At 70.1% G+C, this 19,661-nt stretch carries 17 protein-coding genes; 3 read left to right on the top strand and 14 right to left on the bottom strand.

Going from position 1 to position 19,661, the window contains the following annotated elements; genetic code table 11:
* Positions 1 to 411: 411 nt before the first annotated feature.
* Entirely contained in the window at positions 412 to 1,524 is a 1,113-nt protein-coding gene (gene hemE, locus PCQ86_RS18035; RefSeq protein WP_270174377.1) for a uroporphyrinogen decarboxylase, read from the bottom strand.
* 100 nt (positions 1,525 to 1,624) lie between these two features.
* Positions 1,625 to 2,551: a LysR family transcriptional regulator gene (locus PCQ86_RS18030; RefSeq protein ID WP_103738074.1), complete on the bottom strand. Its 927-nt coding sequence runs from the start codon at positions 2,549 to 2,551 to the stop codon at positions 1,625 to 1,627.
* Between the two features lie 127 nt (positions 2,552 to 2,678).
* On the opposite strand from PCQ86_RS18030, the gene PCQ86_RS18025 reads away from it, so the two are divergent.
* Entirely contained in the window at positions 2,679 to 3,662 is a 984-nt protein-coding gene (locus tag PCQ86_RS18025) for a TerC family protein (RefSeq protein WP_103738073.1), read from the top strand.
* A 52-nt stretch (positions 3,663 to 3,714) separates the two neighbouring features.
* Here the strand turns inward: PCQ86_RS18025 and PCQ86_RS18020 are convergent, their stop codons facing one another.
* Genes PCQ86_RS18020 through nhaA form a run of 3 tightly spaced genes read right to left on the bottom strand, consistent with a single transcriptional unit; the run spans position 3,715 to position 6,910 of the window.
* Positions 3,715 to 5,040, bottom strand: coding sequence for an O-acetylhomoserine aminocarboxypropyltransferase/cysteine synthase family protein (locus PCQ86_RS18020; RefSeq protein WP_270174376.1), 1,326 nt, complete (start codon positions 5,038 to 5,040; stop codon positions 3,715 to 3,717).
* Positions 5,041 to 5,094: 54 nt separating this feature from the next.
* The gene (locus tag PCQ86_RS18015; RefSeq protein ID WP_270174375.1) at positions 5,095 to 5,610 is read right to left on the bottom strand and encodes a CoA-binding protein; all 516 of its coding nucleotides are present in this window, start codon (positions 5,608 to 5,610) and stop codon (positions 5,095 to 5,097) included.
* A gap of 49 nt (positions 5,611 to 5,659) precedes the next feature.
* On the bottom strand, positions 5,660 to 6,910 hold the full coding sequence (gene nhaA / locus PCQ86_RS18010; protein ID WP_270174374.1) for a Na+/H+ antiporter NhaA: 1,251 nt from the start codon (positions 6,908 to 6,910) through the stop codon (positions 5,660 to 5,662).
* 181 nt (positions 6,911 to 7,091) lie between these two features.
* On the opposite strand from nhaA, the gene PCQ86_RS18005 reads away from it, so the two are divergent.
* On the top strand, positions 7,092 to 8,138 hold the full coding sequence (locus PCQ86_RS18005) for a formylglycine-generating enzyme family protein (RefSeq protein WP_220638083.1): 1,047 nt from the start codon (positions 7,092 to 7,094) through the stop codon (positions 8,136 to 8,138).
* Here the strand turns inward: PCQ86_RS18005 and PCQ86_RS18000 are convergent, their stop codons facing one another.
* A complete protein-coding gene (locus PCQ86_RS18000) occupies positions 8,139 to 10,355 on the bottom strand; it encodes a protein-disulfide reductase DsbD family protein (RefSeq protein WP_270174373.1) in 2,217 nt (738 codons plus the stop codon).
* Between the two features lie 52 nt (positions 10,356 to 10,407).
* A complete protein-coding gene (locus PCQ86_RS17995; RefSeq protein ID WP_011806940.1) occupies positions 10,408 to 11,160 on the bottom strand; it encodes an alanyl-tRNA editing protein in 753 nt (250 codons plus the stop codon).
* 50 nt (positions 11,161 to 11,210) lie between these two features.
* On the opposite strand from PCQ86_RS17995, the gene PCQ86_RS17990 reads away from it, so the two are divergent.
* Positions 11,211 to 12,038 (top strand): creatininase family protein, encoded by an 828-nt coding sequence (locus tag PCQ86_RS17990; RefSeq protein WP_270174372.1) that lies wholly within the window; start codon positions 11,211 to 11,213, stop codon positions 12,036 to 12,038.
* A 65-nt stretch (positions 12,039 to 12,103) separates the two neighbouring features.
* Here the strand turns inward: PCQ86_RS17990 and PCQ86_RS17985 are convergent, their stop codons facing one another.
* From PCQ86_RS17985 to PCQ86_RS17955, 7 genes are all read right to left on the bottom strand, one after another.
* Positions 12,104 to 12,775: a histidine phosphatase family protein gene (locus tag PCQ86_RS17985; RefSeq protein ID WP_011806938.1), complete on the bottom strand. Its 672-nt coding sequence runs from the start codon at positions 12,773 to 12,775 to the stop codon at positions 12,104 to 12,106.
* Positions 12,776 to 12,835: 60 nt separating this feature from the next.
* Positions 12,836 to 13,957, bottom strand: a complete 1,122-nt coding sequence (locus PCQ86_RS17980) for an SDR family oxidoreductase (RefSeq protein ID WP_270174371.1) — start codon at positions 13,955 to 13,957, stop codon at positions 12,836 to 12,838.
* Positions 13,954 to 15,213, bottom strand: coding sequence for an ABC transporter substrate-binding protein (locus PCQ86_RS17975; RefSeq protein WP_270174370.1), 1,260 nt, complete (start codon positions 15,211 to 15,213; stop codon positions 13,954 to 13,956). The genes PCQ86_RS17980 and PCQ86_RS17975 overlap by 4 nt, the downstream gene beginning before the upstream one ends.
* A 33-nt stretch (positions 15,214 to 15,246) precedes the next feature.
* Positions 15,247 to 16,335: a cyclase family protein gene (locus PCQ86_RS17970; RefSeq protein WP_270174369.1), complete on the bottom strand. Its 1,089-nt coding sequence runs from the start codon at positions 16,333 to 16,335 to the stop codon at positions 15,247 to 15,249.
* Positions 16,336 to 16,509: 174 nt separating this feature from the next.
* Positions 16,510 to 17,487 carry a threonine dehydratase gene (locus tag PCQ86_RS17965; protein ID WP_270174368.1) on the bottom strand — a complete coding sequence of 326 codons (978 nt, stop codon included), beginning with the start codon at positions 17,485 to 17,487 and terminating at the stop codon, positions 16,510 to 16,512.
* Positions 17,484 to 18,359, bottom strand: a complete 876-nt coding sequence (locus tag PCQ86_RS17960; protein WP_270174367.1) for a PhzF family phenazine biosynthesis protein — start codon at positions 18,357 to 18,359, stop codon at positions 17,484 to 17,486. The genes PCQ86_RS17965 and PCQ86_RS17960 overlap by 4 nt, the downstream gene beginning before the upstream one ends.
* Before the next feature lie 113 nt (positions 18,360 to 18,472).
* A complete protein-coding gene (locus PCQ86_RS17955) occupies positions 18,473 to 19,651 on the bottom strand; it encodes an aminotransferase-like domain-containing protein (RefSeq protein WP_252101906.1) in 1,179 nt (392 codons plus the stop codon).
* Between the last annotated feature and the right edge of the window lie 10 nt (positions 19,652 to 19,661).

Raw genomic sequence — 19,661 nt, 5'->3', positions numbered from 1 at the left:
ACGCTCTGCGCAGGGGGCCGCAGTTGCCAGCATGTGAACAACTGGCGCTGTCAATAGGGAAGAGCATCCCCGGATGTGGTAGGCGTTGCAGCCACTGTGGGACTTTTCCTTCACTTCGTGCGGCAAGTGCTTGATTTTGCGAGGGAAACACAGGAAGTTCAGATTTTCTGTGGATAACTTTGTTGATATCCCGGCTGGGCCGCCCGAAAGCCCTTGTCTGGCCGTGGTTTGCTTAGGGTGCCCACAAAATCGGCAGGCGCAGGACTTTCATATGAATCAACCACTTACGAGGTTCTGAGTGATTTGTTGCCGGTTGTTGCGCTGCTGGCTGCGGGCCGCGCGGCAAGCCGGATGCGGCTGCCGCAGTGTGAGTAAGTCATGCCGGCGCCGTGGCCCCTGGTAAGTAGGCATTCACCGCTGCCGCAGGCTGCGTGAATAGCCATGCACGGCTTCCACCAGCGCGGCCACGTGTTCGGGCGGGGTGAACTGGCTGATGCCGTGGCCCAGGTTGAAGATGTGCGTGGGGCCGGTGGTGGTCTTGTCGGTGTGCGGCGTGCCGAAGCTGTCGAGCACGGCGCGCACCTGGGCTGCCACGGCTTCGGGCGGGGCAAACAGCACGTTCGGGTCGATGTTGCCCTGCAGCGCCTTGCCCGGGCCGCCCACCTGCCCGCCGACGATGGCGCGCGCCTTGCCCAGGTGGGCCGTCCAGTCCAGGCCCACCACCTCGCAGTCGATGTCCTTCATGTCGTCGAGCCAGATGCCGCCGCCCTTGGTGAAGACGATGCGCGGCACGTCCTGGCCGTCCACGCCCGTGCGCTTGAGCTGCGCCAGCACGCGCCGGGTGTATTCCAGGCTGAAGTCCTGGAAGCACCCGTCGGCCAGCACGCCGCCCCAGCTGTCGAAGACCATTACCGCCTGGGCGCCGGCGTCGATCTGGGCATTCAGGTACGCGGCCACGGCGTCCGCATTCACCGCCAGGATGCGGTGCATCAGGTCCGGGCGGCTGTACATCAGGCTCTTGACCAGGCGGTAGTCGTCGCTGCCCTTGCCCTCGACCATGTAGCAGGCCAGGGTCCAGGGGCTGCCCGAGAAGCCGATCAGCGGCACGCGGCCATTCAAGGCCTTGCGGATGCTGGTCACGGCGTCGAACACGTAGCGCAGCTTGTCCATGTCGGGCACGGCCAGTTCGGCCACGGCGGCCTCGTCGCGCACCACCTTGGCAAAGCGCGGGCCTTCACCTTCGGCGAACGACAGGCCCAGGCCCATGGCGTCGGGCACGGTCAGGATGTCGCTGAACAGGATGGCGGCATCCAGCGGGAAGCGTTCCAGCGGCTGCAGCGTGACTTCGGTGGCGTAGTCCACGTTGGTGGCCAGGCCCATGAAGCTGCCGGCCTGGGCGCGCGTGGCCTTGTACTCGGGCAGGTAGCGCCCGGCCTGGCGCATCAGCCACAGCGGGGTGTAGTCGGTGGCCTGGCGACGGCAGGCCCGCAGGAAGGTGTCGTTCTGGAGGGGGGCGAAGCTCATGCGCTCGATTGTCGCAGGCCGGCTCCCGCAGGCCTTGGGCAAGCCCCGCGGGCTTGCCTCAGATCAAGGAAAGGGCGCTGCAGGACGATGCGCCGTCTCCTCACACGGGGGAACGGGTGGGGTCCGGGTTCCACAGCGTCCCATCGGCTCCGGCCTCCAGCAGCCGGGTCAGCAGCGGGTGCATCACCTTGCGGGCGCTGTAGATCAGGTGGAACTGCTCATGCACCTCGGGGGTGGTGCCCACGGGCACGAGGCCATGGGTCTGCTCCAGGTGCGCGCCCAGGGTCTCGGGCGCGGGCATCACGCCCATGCCAGTGGCTGCGAAGGTGCTGAGCAGGGCGCTGTCCTCGAATTCCCCTGCAATGCGCGGGCGGATGCGCTCGCGTTCCAGCCAGTGGTCGATGCGCGCGCGCAGCGCGGCGTGCTCGGTGGGCAGCAGCACGGGGACCACCGCCAGGCTGCGCGGGAATTCGTGGCGCGCGGCCTGCGCCCACAGCGGCGGGGCATACCAGCCAATGGCGCTGGTGCCCAGCAACTGGCTGGTGGTGCGCAGCGCCGGGTTGGGCGGGGCGGGGCGGTCGGCCAGCACCGCGTGCAGCTTGTGCAGCGCCAGCTCGCCCAGCAGGGGCTGGAATTCCCCCTCGTGGCACAGCAGGCGCAGGTGGGGCTCGTCCAGCACGGGAGTGAGCAGCCGGTGGACCGCCAGTTTGGCAATGCCGTCGGAGATGCCCAGGTTCAGGCGCAGTGTGGGGCCCGAGGCGGCCTCGCGCACGCGCTGGGGCAGCTGCTCGCCCAGCGCGAAGATGTGGTCGGCCTCGTGCAGCGCGGCCACGCCGGCCTCGGTCAGCATGAGGTTGCGGCCCTCGGAGCGCAGCAGGCTCACCCCCAGGGACTTCTCCAGCTCGCGCACCTGTGCGCTGATGGTCTGCACGGCCATGTCCAGCCGCTCGGCGGCCCGTGCCATGCCGCCCTCCTTGGCGACGACCCAGAAGTAGTACAGGTGGCGGTAGTTGAAGCTCTGGCTCATGGAGTTACTTCGTAAAAACCGAAGTAATAGTACTGATAAGGTAGGTTTTTTGGAATCCACGCGCCTCCTATATTGCACCCCTCGGGCGGTGGGCCCGTGTCAGTACAACCCCATTGGAGAAGGACGCATGGAAACGATAGGCACCTGGTGGATGTGGGCGGGCTTCGCCGCCTTTGTGGTCGTGGCGATCGCCGTGGACCTGCTGGTGATGGAGCGCCAGGGCGCGCACCGGGTGACGATGGGCGAGGCCGCGCGCTGGAGCCTGCTGTGGTTTGCGCTGGCGTTCGTGTTCGTGGGACTGCTGTGGTGGTACCTGGACAGCAGCCAGGGCCGCGACGTGGCCAACACGGTGTCGATGCAGTTCATCACCGGCTATCTCGTCGAAAAGAGCCTCTCGGTGGACAACATCTTTGTGTTCCTGATGCTGTTCAGCTACTTCGCCGTGCCGCCGCAGTACCAAAAGCGCGCCCTCATCATCGGCATCATCGGCGCCATCGTGTTGCGCACGCTGTTGATCCTGGCGGGCGCGTGGCTGCTGGCCACGTTCCACTGGCTGCTGTACGTGTTTGGCGCGTTCCTCGTGGTCACCGGCATCAAGATGTGGTTTGCAGCGGGGCAGGAGCCCGATATCGCGACCAACCCGGTGCTCAAGCTGCTGCGCCAGCGCATGCGCATCACCGACCGGTTCGACGGAGAGAAACTCTCCACCATGATCGACGGCGTCAAGCACTACACCCCGCTGTTCGTGGTGCTGGTGCTGATCGGCACCACCGACATCATCTTCGCGGTGGACAGCATCCCCGCCATCTTCGCCATCACCAGCGACCCGTTCATCGTGCTCACGGCCAACGTGTTCGCCATCCTGGGCCTGCGCGCGCTGTACTTCCTGCTGGCCGACCTGGCCAACCGCTTCCACCTGCTGGCCTACGGTCTGGCGCTGGTGCTGGTGTTCATCGGCACCAAGATGCTGCTGATTGACCTGGTGAAGATTCCCATCGGCTACGCGCTGCTGGTCACGGCGACGCTGATTGCCGGCTCCATCGTGCTGTCGCTGCGCGGCTCGGGGGGGAGCGCGGCGCGCCCCGCGCCCCCACTGCCGGGCAAGCGCTGACCTGCCCTGCGCGCCCCCGGTTGGGCGTGACCCCGGCCGTGGGTGGCCCGGTTCAGCGCGTGCGTGCCAGGGCCTGGTCGATATCCCAGAGGATGTCGTCCAACTCCTCGATGCCCACGCTCAGGCGCACCATGTCCGCGCGCACGCCGGCGCGGGCCAGCTCCTCCTCGTTGAGCTGGCGGTGCGTGGTGGAGGCGGGATGGATCACCAGCGTCTTCGCGTCGCCGATGTTGGCCAGGTGGCTCAGGAACTCGCAGGCGTCGATGAACCGCTCGCCCGCGGCTGCGCCGCCCTTCACCCCGAAGGTCAGGATGCCCGAGGCGCCGGGGCTGCCATCCACTGCGCGGAACTGTTTTTGCGCCAGCGCGTAGTGGGGCGAGTCCGGCAGGCCCGGGTAGTGGACCCAGGCCACCTGCGGGTGCTGCTGCAGGAACCGCGCGACGGCCAGCGCGTTGCGGCAATGCTCGCGCATGCGCAGGTGCAGCGTCTCGGCGCCCTGCAGCAGCAGCCAGGCGTTGAGGGGCGAGAGCACGCCGCCGAAGGTGCGGTTGACCTCCATGCGCGCCTTCATGGTGTAGCCAAAATCGCCGAAGGTCTCGTAGAACCTCACGCCGTGGTAGGCGCGGCTGGGCTCCACCATCTCGGGGAAGTGGCCGTTGTCCCAGGGGAATGTGCCACCCTCCACCACCACGCCACCCATGGTGGTGCCGTGGCCGCCGATGTACTTGGTGGCGCTGTGCACCACGATGTCGGCACCCAGGGCCAGCGGGTTGCACAGGTAGGGGCTGGCCACGGTGTTGTCGATGACCAGCGGCACGCCGTGGGCGTGGGCCACCTCCGCAATCGCCGCGATGTCGAGCACGTTGACCAGCGGGTTGCCGATGGTCTCGCCGTACACGGCGCGCGTGTTCGGGCGCATGGCGCGGGTGAAGTTCTCGGGGTCGGACGGGTCGACGAAGGTGGTCTCGATGCCCAGGCGGCTGAAGCCCACGCCCAGCTGCCCCACCGTGCCGCCATAGAGCGTGCTGGCGGCCACGATGTGGTCGCCGGCCTTCAGGATGGCCAGCAGCGCCGCCATCTGCGCAGCCATGCCGCTGGCGCAGGCGAGGGCCGCGCGGCCGCCCTCCAGGCTGGCCATGCGCTCCTCGAACACGGCGACCGTGGGGTTGCTGATGCGGCTGTAGACGTTGCCGAAGGTCTGCAGGTTGAACAGGCTGCTGGCGTGTTCGGCGTCGTCGAAGACGAAGCTCGTGGTCTGGTGGATGGGCGTGGCGCGCGCGCCGGTCACGGGGTCGGGCTGGGCGCCGGCGTGGATGGCGCGCGTGCCGAAGCCGAAGGCACGGTCGGCTCCAGAGCCGGGTGGGGTGGATGCGGTCATGGTGTTATAGGTCAAATAGGCCTCTAGCGCTTATCCATCAAGCGCTAGCAGCTATCAATATGGGAGCTTGCGCAGGCGCTTGGACGAGATCACCTGGGTGTTCACGCCCATCCAGCCCAGGCCGCCGAACAGGCGTGCGTGCTCGATCTTCACGCAGCGGTTCTGGATCACGCGCAGGCCCGCGGCCTCGGCCTGCGCGCCGGCGGCCTCGTTGAACACGCCCAGCTGCAGCCACAGGCATTGCGCGCCCACCGCGATGGCTTCAGCCGCCAGCGGCGGGATGTCCTCGCTCTTGCGAAAGCAATCCACCATATCGATGCGCGCGCCCTGCGCGGCCAGAGCGGCGGAGGCCTCGGTCACGCTGGCGTAGGCGGTCTCGCCCAGGATCTGACCGCCTTCGCGCGCGACCAGCGGGTTCACGGGAATCACGCGGTAGCCGTGCGCCTGCATGTACTTGGCGGCAAAGTGGCTGGGCCGGTGCCATTGTGGCGACAGGCCCACCACGGCGATGGTGTGGCACTGTGTGAGCACGTCACGCAAAGTGCTGATGGTGTCGGGTGTGCGGAGCATGGCGGCAGTGTATGCACAGCCGTGGGCCCACGGGTATCCGCGCCACCCCTCAGGCGGTCGTGGCGCGGCGCTGGAGCCACCACCCCCACGCCAGTCCCAGCAGCGCCGCCAGGCCCGAGGCCAGCAGCACGCCGCGCTTGGCGGCGTCCAGCAGCGCGGCGCTGTCGAACGCCAGGGTGGCGATGAAGATCGCCATGGTGAAGCCGATGCCCGCCAGCAGCCCGGTCAGCAGCAGCTCGCCCCAGCCCATGCCCGCGGGCAGGGCGCACAGGCGCAGGCGCACCGCCAGCCAGCAGGCCAGCAGCACGCCCAGCGGCTTGCCGGCCACCAGCGCCACGGCCACCGCGGCCATGAGCAGGCCGGTGCCCGGCGCCGCCGGTTGCGCGCCGCCTGCACTGCCCAGCGCCACGCCGGCATTGGCCAGCGCAAACAGCGGCATCACGCCAAAGGTCACCCACGGGTGCAGGCTGGCCTGCACGCGCTGCACCGGGGGCGCGGGCTCGCGCCCGGCCAGTGCGTGCACCGGCGTCACCAGGCCCAGCACCACGCCGGCCAGCGTGGGGTGGGCGCCCGTCTGCCAGATGCCCCACCACAGCACCGCGCCGGCCGGCACATAGGCCCAGGCGCGGCGCACACCCAGCTGCTGCAGCAGCAGCACGCCCGCCAGGCCCAGCGCGGCGATGCCGAACATCGGCCACTGCAGCCCGCCCGAGTAGAACAGCGCGATGATGAGCACGGCCACCAGGTCGTCGATGATGGCCAGCGTGAGCAGGAACACCCGCAGCACCGGCGGCAGGCCGCGCCCCAGCAGGGCCAGCACGCCCACCGCGAAGGCGATGTCGGTGGCGGTGGGCACGGCCCAGCCGCTGCGCAACGCGGGCGGCACGAGCGCCAGGTACAGCAGCGCCGGCACGGCCACGCCGCCCAGCGCGGCCAGCACGGGCAGCAGCGCATCGCGCGGGCGGGCCAGGGCGCCGCAGTGCAGTTCGCGCCGGATCTCCAGCCCCACCACGAGGAAGAACACCGTCATCAGCGCATCGTTCACCCAGAAATGCAGCGACTGCGTGAGCTGCCAGCCGCCCACGGCGACCGACAGCGGCACGTGCCACAGCGCGTGGTAGCTGGCGGCCCAGGGTGAATTGGCCCAGGCCAGCGCGGCGGCGGCCGCGATCAGCAGCACGATGCCGCCTGCGGCATCGGCATGCGACAGGCGCGAGAGCAGGGCCGTGCAGCGGTCGGCCAGGGGAAGCAGGGCGGGCTGGCGCGGCGCAGCGCGCCGCGGGGTAAGGCGGTCGGTCATGGGCAGGCGGGGCCGCATGCTGCGGCCCGTGGTGCACAGGCGGCCCGACCTGCGCTGCAACAATCCTGCCCTGCCGCCCCATGCGGTGGACACCCGCGGGCAGTATAGGAAGCCGCGCCCAGCGTGCCCGCGCAATGCCCCGGCCCTACACTGGCTTTTTTCGCATGCCCAGGAGTTTGCGATGGTCCGTGCCACCTCTGCCGCTTTGCAAGGCGTCTGTTTGGCGCTTGTCCTGGCCGCCAGCGCGGCGCAGGCGCAGCCGGCCGCGCCGGCCCTCTGGGTGAATGCGCTGGGCATGCCCTTCGTGCGCATCGCGCCGGGCAGCTTCCGCATGGGCAGCAGCGAGCCCGTCGACGCGTTGGCCCGTGCCTACCCGACGCTGGAGCGCTGGCGGTTTGAGCAGTTGGCCGACGAGGCGCCCGCCCATACCGTGCGCATCACGCGCGCCTTCTACCTGGGGCAGACGGAGGTCACGGTGGGGCAATTCCGCCGCTTCGTGCAGACCTCCGGCTACGTGCCCGAGTCCGAGGCCGACGGCACGGGCGGCTACGGCTACAACCCGGCCTACGACCCCGCCGCCAGCGCGCGCGGCGATGCATTCGAGGGGCGCGACCCGCGCTATTCCTGGCGCAACCCCGGCTTCGCCCAGGGCGACGACCACCCGGTGGTCAACATCACCTGGCACGACGCGCATGCGCTGGCCGCCTGGCTCAGCGCCACCGAGGGCCACCGCTACCGCCTGCCCACCGAGGCGGAGTGGGAATACGCCTGCCGCGCGGGCACGCGCACGCGCTACCCGCATGGCGACGACCCGGCCGCGCTGGCGCGCCACGCGAACGTGTTCGACGAGGATGCCGCGCCCTACTGGCCGCGCTGGCGGCCCCAGGCCGCGCCGGGGCATGACGGGCATGCGTTCACCGCGCCCGTGGGCCGCTACGCGCCCAACGCCTTCGGCGTGCATGACATGCTGGGCAACGTGTGGGAATGGGTGTCGGACTGGTATGCCGAGGAGGGCTATGCACACTCCCCGCGGGACGATCCGCAGGGCCCGGCCACCGGCCAGGTGCGCGTGCGCCGCGGCGGTTCCTGGCACACCTGGCCGCTGTACGCGCGCTGTGGGTTCCGCAACTGGAACACGCCCCAGACGCGCTACACCCTGGTGGGCCTGCGCCTGGTGCGCGAGATCGACCCGCCGCAATCGCCACGGCCACGCGGCGCGCGGCGGTGATCAGAGCGTGGACATGGCGGCGCGCAGTTCCGACTCGCCCAGGATCTCGGAGAACACCACCGGCGCCTTGCCCGGCGCATGCAGCACATAGACCGGCACGCCGCTGCGGCCGAGCTGCGCCAGCGCGGCGGTGATGGCGGGGTCGCGCCGCGTCCAGTCGGCGCGCAGCAGGGCCACGTTCTTCGTTGCAAAGTCCTGCAGCACCGCGGCGCTGGCCAGCGTGGTGTTCTTGTTGTACTGGCAGGTCACGCACCAGGCGGCCGTGTAGTCCACGAACACCGGGCGGCCCTGGGCCACCAGCTCGTCGGCCAGGCCAGGGCGCCAGGACTGCCAGGAGGTCACGCCGGCCACGCCGCTGGGGGCCGAGGCTGCGCCCATGGGTGTGCTTTCCAGTTCAATGATCTTTGGGCCCCAAAGCCATACCAGCCAAGCGCAAGCAGCTATTGAAAGAGGAGCGAGAACGGCCCGCGTGGCCCCGCGCAGCGTGAGCGCCCACACGGCCATGCTGAGCGCCACCAGCAGCGCCAGCAGCGCCGCCGCGCCGTTGATGCCGCTTTGCTGGCCCAACACCCACACCAGCCACACCACGGTGGCGAACATCGGGAACGCCAGCAGGCGGCGCAGCGTGTCCATCCACGCGCCCGGCCGCGGCAGCAGGCGGGCAAACGCGGGCAGCCAGCTTGCCAGCAGGTAGGGCAGGGCCAGGCCCAGGCCCAGCGCCGCGAAGATCGACAGTGCCTGCCCCGCGGGCAGCGTGGCCGTGAGGCCCAGCGATGCGCCCATGAACGGCGCCGTGCACGGCGAGGCCACGGCCACGGCGAGCACCCCGGTGAGGAAGGCATCCAGCACCGGGTGGCGCGCCTGCAGGCCCGCCAGCGACGAGGGCAGCATGCGCCCGAACTCGAAAACGCCCGCCAGGTTCAATCCGATCAACGTGAACAGCGCGGCGAGCGACGCCACCACCGCCGGCGACTGCAGCTGAAAGCCCCAGCCCACGGCCTCGCCCGCGGAGCGCAGGCCCAGCATCAGCGCGCCCAGCAGCAGGAACGACAGCACCACGCCCGCGGTGTAGGCCAGCCCGCCGATGCGGTGGGCGCGCTGGTTCTGCGCATGGCGCGCAAAGCCCACCACCTTGATTGCCAGCACCGGGAACACGCAGGGCATGAGGTTCAGGATCAGCCCGCCCAGCAGCGCGCCGGCCAGCGCGGCCAGCCAGGTGCCCAGCGGCGCGGGTGTCGCAGCGGCGGGGGCCGCGGGCGCGGCGGCATTGGCGGCGTTGGCTTTCAGCGCGGCCTCCAGCGCGGGCGACATGCCCTTCAGTGCCGCCACGGCGGGCCAGCCGCCCGGCACGGGCAGCTCGGCACGCCAGCCCTGGCCGCCATGGGCCAGCACCACCGGCATCGGCGCGGGCCCGTCGCTGCGCTGGGGCGACAGCGGCAGGCGCGCGGTCCACACCGCGCCGTCCCACTGCTGCGTGGGCGTGGCGGCGGTCTCCACCACGCCCGTGGTCTCGGGGAACACCTCCAGCGTCTGGCCCTGCAGCGCCGGGGGCAGGCCGGCCACGCGCAGCAGCACGGCGTCGCCCTCGACCTGCGCGCTGCTGCCGCCTAGAGCCGGCAGATCGCGCGGGTGGGCCGCGGCGGCGGCATCGAACGCGGCGGCATGCAACGCCGTCGTACCGCGCAAGGGCAATTGCAGCGTGAAGCTGCCCTCCTCGGGGATGCACTCCTGGCGGCACACCAGCCAAGAGGCCTTGAGCTGGAAGGTCGCTTCCTTGGCCAGCGGGCCGGGGTTGAAGGCCGGGGAGACGGTCATGGGCACGGGCAACAGCACCGTGCCCTCGTAGCCGTAGTTGGCCAGGTTGCCCAGCGGAATCTTCTTGGGCACGGGCCAGGCGACCTCGCCCGCGTCGATGCCCGCCGGCAGCTGCCACTCCAGTTGCGTGGGCAGGCCGGAGTCGCCCGGGTTCTTCCAGTAGGTGTGCCACTCGGGCTGGTGCGTGATCGACAGGCCCAGCCACAGCGGCTTGCCCGGGCCCACGCCGTCGGGCGCCTGGGCGACCAGCTCGGCGCGCACATGCGGCGTGACGACGCTGCTGCTGCCCGCGGCGGCGGTTGTCTTGAGCTGAATTTGGCCGATGGCGCCCGTGGATGCAGCGCAAGCAGCTATGAAAAAAAGAGTGTGCAGGGAGCGCTGCAAGGGGCGAAGGCAGGACATGGCGCAGGGTGGGAGCGGCGGGGACGGGGTTTGGTTCCTTGGGGGCTGGCGTTCAGGCGCCCAAGCCCAGCACCACGCGGCGCGACATGGCGCCCTTTTTCTCGATCTTGGTGACCACCACGGCGCCGATCTCGCCGGTGCGCGCCACATGCGTGCCGCCGCAGGGCTGCAGGTCGATCTGTGCGGCGTCGCCGTCGCAGGCGCCGCCCACGCGCACCGTGCGCACCGTGCCGGTGCCGCGCGGGGGCTGCACACTCATGCTCTTGACGAGCTGCGGGTTGGCGTCCAGTGCCGCGTCGCTGATCGCGCCGATGGTCACCGCATGGTCTTGCGCCACCAGGCGCGCGATGGCGGCGGTGAGCGCGTCCTTGTCCAGCGCACCGTCCATGTGGAAGTCCAGGCGCGCGTAGTCGGGCGTGATCGAGCAGCCGTTCACCGGCTGCGCGACGATGTGGCACAGCAGGTGCGTGGTGGTGTGAAAGCGCATCAGCCGGTGGCGGCGCTCCCAGTCGATGCGCGCCGTGACCGCGTCGCCCACCGCCAGTCCCAGCGCCTGGCCCGGCGCGGGCACATGCACGATGTCCGCGGTGGGCCGCCCCTCGGCGTCCTTGCCCTTGCGCGTGTCGGCGATGGCCAGTGCCGTGCCATCGGGGCGCAGCAGCACGCCGGCATCGCCGGCCTGGCCGCCGCCCAGCGGGTAGAACACGGTGCGGTCCAGCACCACGCCACCTTCGGGCGTGAGGGCGGTGACGGTGGCGCTGCATTCGCGCAGGTAGCTGTCGGCGCGGAAAAGGTCGTGGGTCATGGTGGGCAATGGTAGAGCGTCCGCCCAGGAGTGCGCGGACAGGCTCTAAGATGGCCCGCATGCGATATCCCTCCCGCTTTTGGGCCGATCTGTCCGCCCGCGACTTTGCCCAGGCGCAGGCCTCGGGCCTGGCCGCGCAGACCGTGGCGGTGCTGCCCGTGGCCGCCGTCGAGCAGCATGGGCCGCACCTGCCGCTGTCGGTCGATGCCACGCTGCTGGCCGGCGTGATCGACGCCGCCTTGCCGCTGCTGAGCGCTGACCTGCCCGTGCTGCTGCTGCCGCCGCAGAACGTGGGCCTGTCCACCGAGCACCTGTCCTACCCCGGCACGCTCACGCTGTCGCCCGCCACGCTGATCGCGCTGTGGACCGAGCTGGGCGCCTGCATCGCGCGCGCGGGGGTGAAGAAGCTCCTGCTGCTCAACGGCCACGGGGGCAACGTGGCGGCCATGGACATCGTGGCGCGCGAGCTGCGCCAGCGCCACGGGCTGCTGGTGTACGGCAGCAGCTGGTTCAACCTGGTGGACGAGGCCACCAACGCACGTGTTGCTGCGCAGGAGCACCGCTTCGGCATCCACGGCGGCGAGATCGAGACGTCCATGATGCTGCACCTGGCGCCCGCCACCGTGCGCATGGAGCATGCGCAGCATTTCCCCTCGACCTCGCAGGACCGCGCGGCGCGCTACGGGCTGCTGGGCAACGGCAAGAGCGCCAAGATGGGCTGGGCCATCGAGGACTACAACCCCGCTGGCGCCGTTGGCAATGCCGCGGCCGCCACTGCCGCCCAGGGGCAGGCCATGGTGCAGGCTGCCGCAAGGGGGCTGGCCCAGTTGCTGGGCGAGCTGCATGCGCTGCCGCCCGAGACCGTGGCAAAAATTTAAGCAAAAAGCGGCTCTAGCGCTTATCCATCAAGCGCTAACAGCTCACTTTTCAATAGCAAACGTTCTCAGGCGTGCGTTGCCCAGCCGCGGTGTTCGGGCGTGTCCAGGTGCGGCAGCGTGTTGAAGGTTTGCAGCATCAGGCGTTTGGGGCTGATGCTGAACTCCGTGACCGCGCTGTTGCGGATGCGCATGTTCAGCGCGATCGTGACCTCGGGAGGGGTGCAGAGCACCTCGCCCACGGCGGCGGCGATGGGCCCGCCGCTGGAGACCAGCAGCACGTTGTGTCCCGTGTGCTGGCGCCGTACATGGTCCAGCGCCGCGCGCACCCCGCCAGAGAAATCGTCCCAGCAGGGCATGCCCGCCGGGCTGATGGTGCCCGCCATCCACTGCGCCATGGCATCGCACAGCAGGCGAAAGTGCTGCTTGTACAGCTCGGGCGTGTCGGGGCGCGGCAACGGCATGGGATGCACGCAGTGGATCAGCGCATGGCTGTCGTATTCGTTGAGTCCCGGCATCAGCAGGGGCTCGGGCGTGCCCTCCAGCCCTTGCTGGATGCCTTGCAGCGTCTGCGCATGGCGCCGCAGCGTGCCGCACAGCACCGCATCGAACTGCAGCCCGCGCTCGCGCCAGTACGCGCCCAGGCGCACCGCCTGCTCATGGCCGCGCGGGCTGAGCTGGTCATAGTCGTCCGCGCCAAACGAGGCCTGGCCGTGGCGCACGAGGTAGAGGGTTCCCATGGTCTGGAATTGTGGCGAGGCCGCTGCCGCGCGCTTGTCGCGGCTGCGACCGGCGGCGCGCTAGGCGGCAAGCGCCGCCCGCGCCTGCGCCGCCGAGGGCAGCAGGCGGCGCTGCTGCAACTGGCCGAACCATTTGCGGAACATGTCCTCGGTGTCCATGCACGCATGAAAGCCCGCCTGGCGGATCTTCACCGAACTCATGATCACCGGCGGCAGCGGGGCGGCCCTGCCGTGGTTCATCTGGAAGTCGGCGTACGCTGCGCCCTGGCCGATGAAGGCGGTCAGATCGCGCGGCGCCGCCAGCTGGTACTTGTCCACCAGGCGTTCCCACGCGGGCTGCTGGTCGGCCAGCGCGGTGGCCAGCGACTGGGGCTCGGGCTCGCCCACGGGCATGCCCAGCGCGTCGGCGATGGTGGGCCAGACGTTCTGCCAGACGAACACGTCGCCGTTATCCAGGTTGAAGGTTTCGTTGCGTGCGTTGGGCGCCTGCGCAGCCCAGGCGCAGGCCTGGGCGATCAGGTCGGCGTCGATGGCCTGGTTCACGCGCGCCGGGCCGCCGGGGTAGGCCAGCGGCAGGCCCTGTTCATGGCGCAGCCAGGCATAGACGCCGATGGCCGGGATGGGGTTCATGTTGCTGCCCGCCGCGTCGCCGAACACGATGCGCGGGCGCATGATGGTGAAGTGCCACGGGCCCTCGGCCTGGCGCTCGCGCAGGAAGTCCTCCTGCAGCCAGTAGAAGTTCTCGTGGGGGTCGCGCGGCCAGCGTTCGCGTGCGGGCACGGCGATTTGCGGTTGGATGTGCACGCCGTAGGCCTTGCCGCCCTGCATGATGGTCACATGGCGCAGCGCACCGCCCGGGCGGTCCAGCGGCTCGACCACGTTGCGCAGCATTTGCAGGTTGATGCGCATCTGCTCCTGGTCGCGCCAGCCGCCCACGAGACCCCCGGGCTGCTCGTACACGGCGGCATAGACCACATGGGTGATGTCGTCCCGCGCGCCCAGCGCAGCCTGGCAGGCCGCTGCGTCCTGCAGGTCCAGCTGCAGCGCGGTGGCGCCCGCGGGCAGGGCGATGGCGCGGCGCGCCACGCCCACGGCGCGCCAGCCGGGCAGGGCGGCGAAGTGGCGCAGGCAGGCCTGGCCCACGACGCCGGTGGCGCCCACGACGAGTACGGTGTTCGTCATTTCTTCACCATGGGGCACTTGGACTGCGACAGTGGCAGGAAGGCCTTGTCGCCGGGCACGGTGGCCACGAGCTTGTAGTAGTCCCACGGGTACTTGGACTCGGCCTGCGACTTGACCTCGAACAGGTACATGTCATGCACCATGCGGCCGTCCTCGCGGATGCGGCCGTTCTTGGCGAAGAAGTCGTTGATGGGCGTGGCCTTCATCTTGGCCATGACCTGGGCCGTGTCGTCGGTCTTGGCGGCCTGCACGGCCTTCAGGTAATGCATGGTCGAGGAATAGGCGCCCGCCTGGCTCATGTTGGGCATCTTCTTCATCTTCTCGAAGTAGCGCTTGGACCAGGCGCGCGTCTCGTCGTTCATGTCCCAGTAGAAGCCCTCGGTCAGCATCAGGCCGCCGGCGGTGCGCAGGCCGATGGCGTGGATGTCATTGATGTACATGAGCAGGCCGGCCAGGGTCTGTTTGTTCTTGCCCGTGGTCAGGCCGAACTCGCGCGCGGCCTTGATGGTGTTCACCGTATCGCCCCCCGCGTTGGCCAGGCCGACGACCTGGGCCTTGCTGTTCTGCGCGCTGATCAGGAACGAGGCGAAGTCGGTCGCCGCGATCGGGTGGCGGGCCGCGCCCAGCACCTTGCCGCCCTGGGCCGTGACCACGGCGCTGGCCTGCTCCTGCAGGCTGTGCCCGAAGGCGTAGTCGGCGGTGATGAAGAACCAGTCCTTTCCGCCGCGTGCGGTGATGGCGCTGGCCGTTACGTTGGCCAGGGCGTAGGTGTCGTACACGTAGTGCACGGTACTGGGCATGCACAGGTCGCCCGTGAGGCGGTCCAGGCCGGGGCCGTTGAAGATGACGACCTTCTGCTTTTGCTTGGCCACCTCCAGCACCGCCAGCGCGGGCGCGGAGACGGCCACGTCCATGATGGCGTCCACCTTGCCGGTATCGAACCACTCGCGCGCCTTGCTGGAGGCGATGTCGGCCTTGTTCTGGTGATCGGCCACCACCAGTTCGATCTTCTTGCCCGCTACCTTGCCGCCGAAGTCGTCGATGGCCATCTGGATGGCGGCGGCGCTGCCGGGGCCGGTGATGTCGGCAAACGGGCCGTTCAGGTCGGTGAGGATGCCCAGGCGCACCACGTCGTCAGAAATTGCCGTGCCCTGGGCGGTGACGGTGGCCGTGGCGGCCAGCAGGACAAGGCCCGTGCACAGCGCGCGGCAGGCGCGGGTCAGGGGACGCGGAGTGAGGTGGACGGGGCGGTTCATGGTTGTCTCCTTCGTTGGTGTGTGTAGGGGGAATCACAGGGTGGCAATGGGGGTCACGGGCGAGCCCACGGCGCCCGGCAGGCGCAGCGGTGGCGCGGTGAGCAGGAAGCGGGTGCGCCCGAGGGCGTGCAGGTGGTCGGCCAGTTCTTTCAGGTACCACAGCTCGCCCAGCGGCAGGCCCAGCTTGAACAGGCAGTGCTCGTGCAGCGGCAGCACGGGGTAGGGCGCACCGTCCTCGGGCACGCGGCGTGGCGGGTGGCGCTCCACGGCGTAGTTGTCGGCGATCAGCGCGGCGATGCCGCTGTCGGTGATCCACTGCAGCAGCTTTTCGTCGCCGCCGTCCAGCGCGGCGCAGCTGTGGTGCAGGCGGTGCGCGTCGGGCTGGAGCTGCATGGACAGCACCAGCTCGGCAAAGCCGGTGCGCAGCAGCAGCATGTCGCCGGGCTCCACGCTGGCGCCGCTGCGCTCCATGGCACGCATGAGTTCGTCGTAGCCGATGTCCCGAAAGTCGGTGCCGTAGGCGCGCTCCAGGTCCACCAGGACGCCGCGCCCCTGCATGCCCTTCACGGCCAGGTGTTCCACGCCCAGCGCGCGGGCCACGCTTTCGTCCGGTGCGCGGCCGGCGCAGCACACGGGCTGGTAACGCGCCGCCGCGCCGTCGCCGTCGCGCGCGGGAATGCCATGGTCCTGCGGACCCAGGATGTGCTCGTGGCCGCGGTAGCCGTTGTAGTACAACGTGCGCGGCTGGCCATCGCCGTCGGGGTCGAACAGCGCGCCCACATGCGCCAGCGAGTCCCATTGCGTGGAGTACTGCAACGACAGCAGCACCTGGTCGTCGCTGACCACGTCGGTGGCGCCGGGGTACACATGGCCCAGCGGAAAGTTGACGTACGGAATGCCTTCGCGCCGCGTGGGGCGCAGTTGGGGCGGCAGGCGGCGCGCGTTCAGCACGTTGCCGCCAGGGTAGTCCAGCGGCAGCGACAGGCACAGGCTGATGCCCTCGCGCACTTCCTGCACGCCCTTGCGCACCTGCTCCGGGCCGATCAGGTTGGTGCGGCCCAACTGGTCGTCGGGCCCGAAGTCACCCCAGTTGGAGCCGGCGGGGCGTTGTCTCCATCGCATATTGGTGTCTCCAGCGCCGCGGATGGGTGCGGCTTGGAAGCAATGGTGTTGGCGCAGGCAGGGGTGCGTCAAACACCGCGATGAAAGTTTTGTTGGTTGAAATCACCCGCCGGGAAAACCCTGGCGTTCTCTGGCCGGCCTCGTGCGGCGTGTTTTGCAGGTCGAAACCCGCAGTCACTGCCCCATCAGTACCCGGGCGAACAACGCCGCATCCACATTCCCGCCCGTGAGCGGCAGGCCCACGCACTGGCCGCGCAGGGCTTCCCGCTCCTGCAGCGCGGCAGCCAGTGCCGCCGCGCCCGCGCCCTCGGCCACGTTGTGGGTGTCCGTGAACAGCGCGCGCATGGCGGCGGCCACTGCGTCATCGTTGACCTGCACCACCCGGTCCAGTTCAGGCAGCAGCACGGCCAATGCGTCCGGGTCGGCCATGCGCACCGCCAGGCCGTCGGCGATCTGCGTGCTGACGGGCGACGCCACCACATGGCCCGCGGCGAACGAGTCGGCATAGGTGGTGGCGTGGCAGCTCACCACGCCCACCAGGCGCACTCCATGTCCCAATGCCCGCTTGGCCGCCACGGCAGCGCAGGCGCCGGAACCCAGGCCGATGGGCACATAGGCCACATCCATGTGCGGCACGGCGCGCAGGAATTCCCACCAGTAGGTGGCCACGCCGCGCACCAGGTCGGGGTGGTAGCTGGGCACCATGTGGGCGCCGCGTTCGACGGCCAGTTGCAGGGCGTGCTCGCGGGCGGCCTGGAAGTCGTCGCCGTGCTCCACCAGGTTCACACCCAGTGCGCGCATGGCCGCGTTCTTCTCCACCGAATTGCCGTGCGGCACGACGATGGTGCAGGCCACGCCATGGCGTCGCGCGGCCCAGCCGATGCTCTGGCCGTGGTTGCCGCGCGTGGCGCTGATGACCTCGCGCGGCAGCTCACCCCGCTGCGCCAGCCGGTCGAAGTACGTCAGGCCGCCGCGGATCTTGAACGCGCCCACCGGGTTGTGGTTCTCGTGCTTGAGCCAGCACTCCGTGCCGAGGCGCTCGCCCAGCAGGCCCCAGCGGTACTGCGGCGTGGGCTGGAACTCCTGGTAGACGGTGCGTGCCGCGGCTTCGATGTCGGCCAGCGTGGGCAGCGGTGCTGCGGCGCGCGTCACAGCCGCACCTCGCCGCGCACGCAGGTGACGGAGTGGCCGCCCACCCAGATCTGCGGGCCGTCCTGCTGCACATGCACGCGCCCGGCGCGGCCCAGCGCCGTGCCCTGGCTGGCCACATAGCGGCTGGGCGCCAGGCCCGCGCCGATGAGCCATTGCGCCAGCGCCGCGTTCAGGCTGCCGGTGACGGGGTCTTCCGCCAGACCGTTGTTGCCCGGGAAGAAGGCGCGCACCTCGAACGCAATGCCCCCGGCATCGCTGGCACCCACCACGCCGACCTTGCCGCGCGGCCCCACCACGCCCACGTCCAGCCCGGCCAGTACCGCGCCGTCGGGCCTGAGCCCGAGTACCTGCTCGGCCGAGCGCAGCATCACGCCGCGCCAGTTGGGGCCGTTGTCGCACCAGGCATGCGCCACGATGTCGTCCCGCACCACGCCCAGGCCGCGCGCGATGAGCTGCACGTCCTCCTCGGCCAGCGGGCCGCTCTTGACGAGCGGGGGCGCGGCAAAGGCAAGCTGCTCGCCGTCGCGCCGCAGCGTGACCAGCCCCACACCGCATTCCTGCACGATGCGCCCCGTGGCGCGCGGCTGGCCGCCTGCCTGCAGCCAGGCGTGGCAGGTACCCAGCGTGGGGTGGCCGGCAAAGGGCAGCTCGCGCCCGGGGCAGAAGATGCGCACGCGGTAGTCCGCGCCGGCCGCATGACCCTCGGGCGTCGGCGGCAGCACGAAGGTGGCCTCGGACAGGTTGGTCCAGTTGGTGAACCGCTGCATCTCCTCGGTGGACAGGCCCTCGCCGTCCAGCACCACGGCCAGCGGGTTGCCGAGGTAGGGCGTGGCGGTGAAGACATCGACTTGCTGGAACGGGCGCAGGCGCATGGAAAGGCTCCGGAGATGGGGTGGAAATGGGTGTGGGCATGCGGCGGCGGCACCTGCGCGTGCGCAGGGCTGCAGCCACCTTCCCGCGCGGGAAGGTCAGGGTTTGAAGGGCGTCAGGCCGCTTCGCGGATGGCGGCGGCCAGCGCGGCAATCGCGGTGCGGATCTGGCCCTGCGAGGCCGTCACGAAGGACAGCCGCAGCGCGCGGTCGTCCGGCTGGTCGGCGTAGAAGGCCGCGCCGGGCACGAAGGCCACGTTGCGCTCCACCGCGCGCGGCAGCAGTTGCAGCGCGCTCATGCCTTCGGGCAGGCGCAGCCACAGGAACATGCCGCCGTCGGGGCGGTTCCAGGTCACGCCCAGGCCCTGCATCTCCTGCTCCAGCGCGGCCACCATGGCCTGGCACTGCTCCTTGTAGAGCTGGCGGATGGTGGGCACGTGGCGGTCCAGGAAGCCGTTCTTGATGACCTCGGACACCAGGCGCTGGTTGAAGCTGGGCGTGTGCAGGTCGGCCGCCTGCTTGGCCTGCAGCAGCTTGGGGTACATCTGGCGCGGCGCGACGACGTAGCCCAGGCGCAGGCCGGGGGCCAGCACCTTGGAGAACGAACCCATGTAGATGCAGCCCTCGGGGTTGCGCGCCGTCAGGGGTTGGGGGGGCGCCTGGTCGAACCACAGGTCGCCATAGGGGTTGTCTTCCACCAGCGGCAGGTTCAGCGCGGCGGCCTGGGCCACCAGGGCCTCGCGGCGGGCTTCGCTCATGGTGCGGCCCGTGGGGTTCTGGAAGTTGGGCAGCACGTACAGGAAGCGCGCCTTGTCCGCGCCGCTGCCGGCCTTGGCCGCCAGGTCGTCGATCAGCACGCCCTCGCTGTCGCTGGCCACCGACACCACCTGGGGTTCCATGGGCGCGAAGGCCTGCAGCGCGCCCAGGTAGGTGGGCGTTTCCACCAGCACGCGGCTGCCCGCGTCGATGAGCACCTTGCCGATCAGGTCCAGCGCCTGCTGCGATCCGGTGGTGATCAGCACTTGGTCGGGGTGCACGTCCCAGGGCAGGAATGCGGCAATGGCCTCGCGCAGCGGGGTATAGCCCTCACTGGCCGCGTACTGCAGCGCCGATGCGCCGTCGGTGGCCAGCACGGACGCGGCCGCGGCGGCGAAGGATTCGATCGGGAAGGTCTTGGGCGAGGGCAGCCCGCCGGCCAGGCTGATGATGCCGGGCTTCTCGGTCACCTTCAGGATTTCCCGGATCACCGAGGGGTTCATCTTTTCGGCGCGTGCGGCCAGGGTCCAGTTCGTCATTCGTTTATCT

Origin of the sequence: Diaphorobacter sp. ED-3 (assembly GCF_027625375.1) — a bacterium.
Taxonomy (GTDB): Bacteria; Pseudomonadota; Gammaproteobacteria; order Burkholderiales; family Burkholderiaceae_C; genus Diaphorobacter; species Diaphorobacter nitroreducens.
Note: the sequence above shows the minus strand (reverse complement) of the source record. Positions and strands in the feature narration are given on the sequence as shown.

What these genes read in the sequence shown, in the direction of transcription:
- PCQ86_RS17985 (WP_011806938.1), bottom strand. Translation starts at nt 12,775, where the DNA reads ATGGGAACCCTCTACCTCGTGCGCCACGGCCAGGCCTCGTTTGGCGCG.
- PCQ86_RS17960 (WP_270174367.1), bottom strand. Translation starts at nt 18,359, where the DNA reads ATGCGCCTGCGCCCGTTCCAGCAAGTCGATGTCTTCACCGCCACGCCC.
- PCQ86_RS17955 (WP_252101906.1), bottom strand. Translation starts at nt 19,651, where the DNA reads ATGACGAACTGGACCCTGGCCGCACGCGCCGAAAAGATGAACCCCTCG.
- PCQ86_RS18025 (WP_103738073.1), top strand. Translation starts at nt 2,679, where the DNA reads ATGGAAACGATAGGCACCTGGTGGATGTGGGCGGGCTTCGCCGCCTTT.
- PCQ86_RS18020 (WP_270174376.1), bottom strand. Translation starts at nt 5,040, where the DNA reads ATGACCGCATCCACCCCACCCGGCTCTGGAGCCGACCGTGCCTTCGGC.
- PCQ86_RS17975 (WP_270174370.1), bottom strand. Translation starts at nt 15,213, where the DNA reads ATGAACCGCCCCGTCCACCTCACTCCGCGTCCCCTGACCCGCGCCTGC.
- PCQ86_RS17970 (WP_270174369.1), bottom strand. Translation starts at nt 16,335, where the DNA reads ATGCGATGGAGACAACGCCCCGCCGGCTCCAACTGGGGTGACTTCGGG.
- PCQ86_RS18015 (WP_270174375.1), bottom strand. Translation starts at nt 5,610, where the DNA reads ATGCTCCGCACACCCGACACCATCAGCACTTTGCGTGACGTGCTCACA.
- PCQ86_RS18000 (WP_270174373.1), bottom strand. Translation starts at nt 10,355, where the DNA reads ATGTCCTGCCTTCGCCCCTTGCAGCGCTCCCTGCACACTCTTTTTTTC.
- hemE (WP_270174377.1), bottom strand. Translation starts at nt 1,524, where the DNA reads ATGAGCTTCGCCCCCCTCCAGAACGACACCTTCCTGCGGGCCTGCCGT.
- PCQ86_RS18005 (WP_220638083.1), top strand. Translation starts at nt 7,092, where the DNA reads ATGGTCCGTGCCACCTCTGCCGCTTTGCAAGGCGTCTGTTTGGCGCTT.
- nhaA (WP_270174374.1), bottom strand. Translation starts at nt 6,910, where the DNA reads ATGACCGACCGCCTTACCCCGCGGCGCGCTGCGCCGCGCCAGCCCGCC.
- PCQ86_RS17990 (WP_270174372.1), top strand. Translation starts at nt 11,211, where the DNA reads ATGGCCCGCATGCGATATCCCTCCCGCTTTTGGGCCGATCTGTCCGCC.
- PCQ86_RS18030 (WP_103738074.1), bottom strand. Translation starts at nt 2,551, where the DNA reads ATGAGCCAGAGCTTCAACTACCGCCACCTGTACTACTTCTGGGTCGTC.
- PCQ86_RS17995 (WP_011806940.1), bottom strand. Translation starts at nt 11,160, where the DNA reads ATGACCCACGACCTTTTCCGCGCCGACAGCTACCTGCGCGAATGCAGC.
- PCQ86_RS17980 (WP_270174371.1), bottom strand. Translation starts at nt 13,957, where the DNA reads ATGACGAACACCGTACTCGTCGTGGGCGCCACCGGCGTCGTGGGCCAG.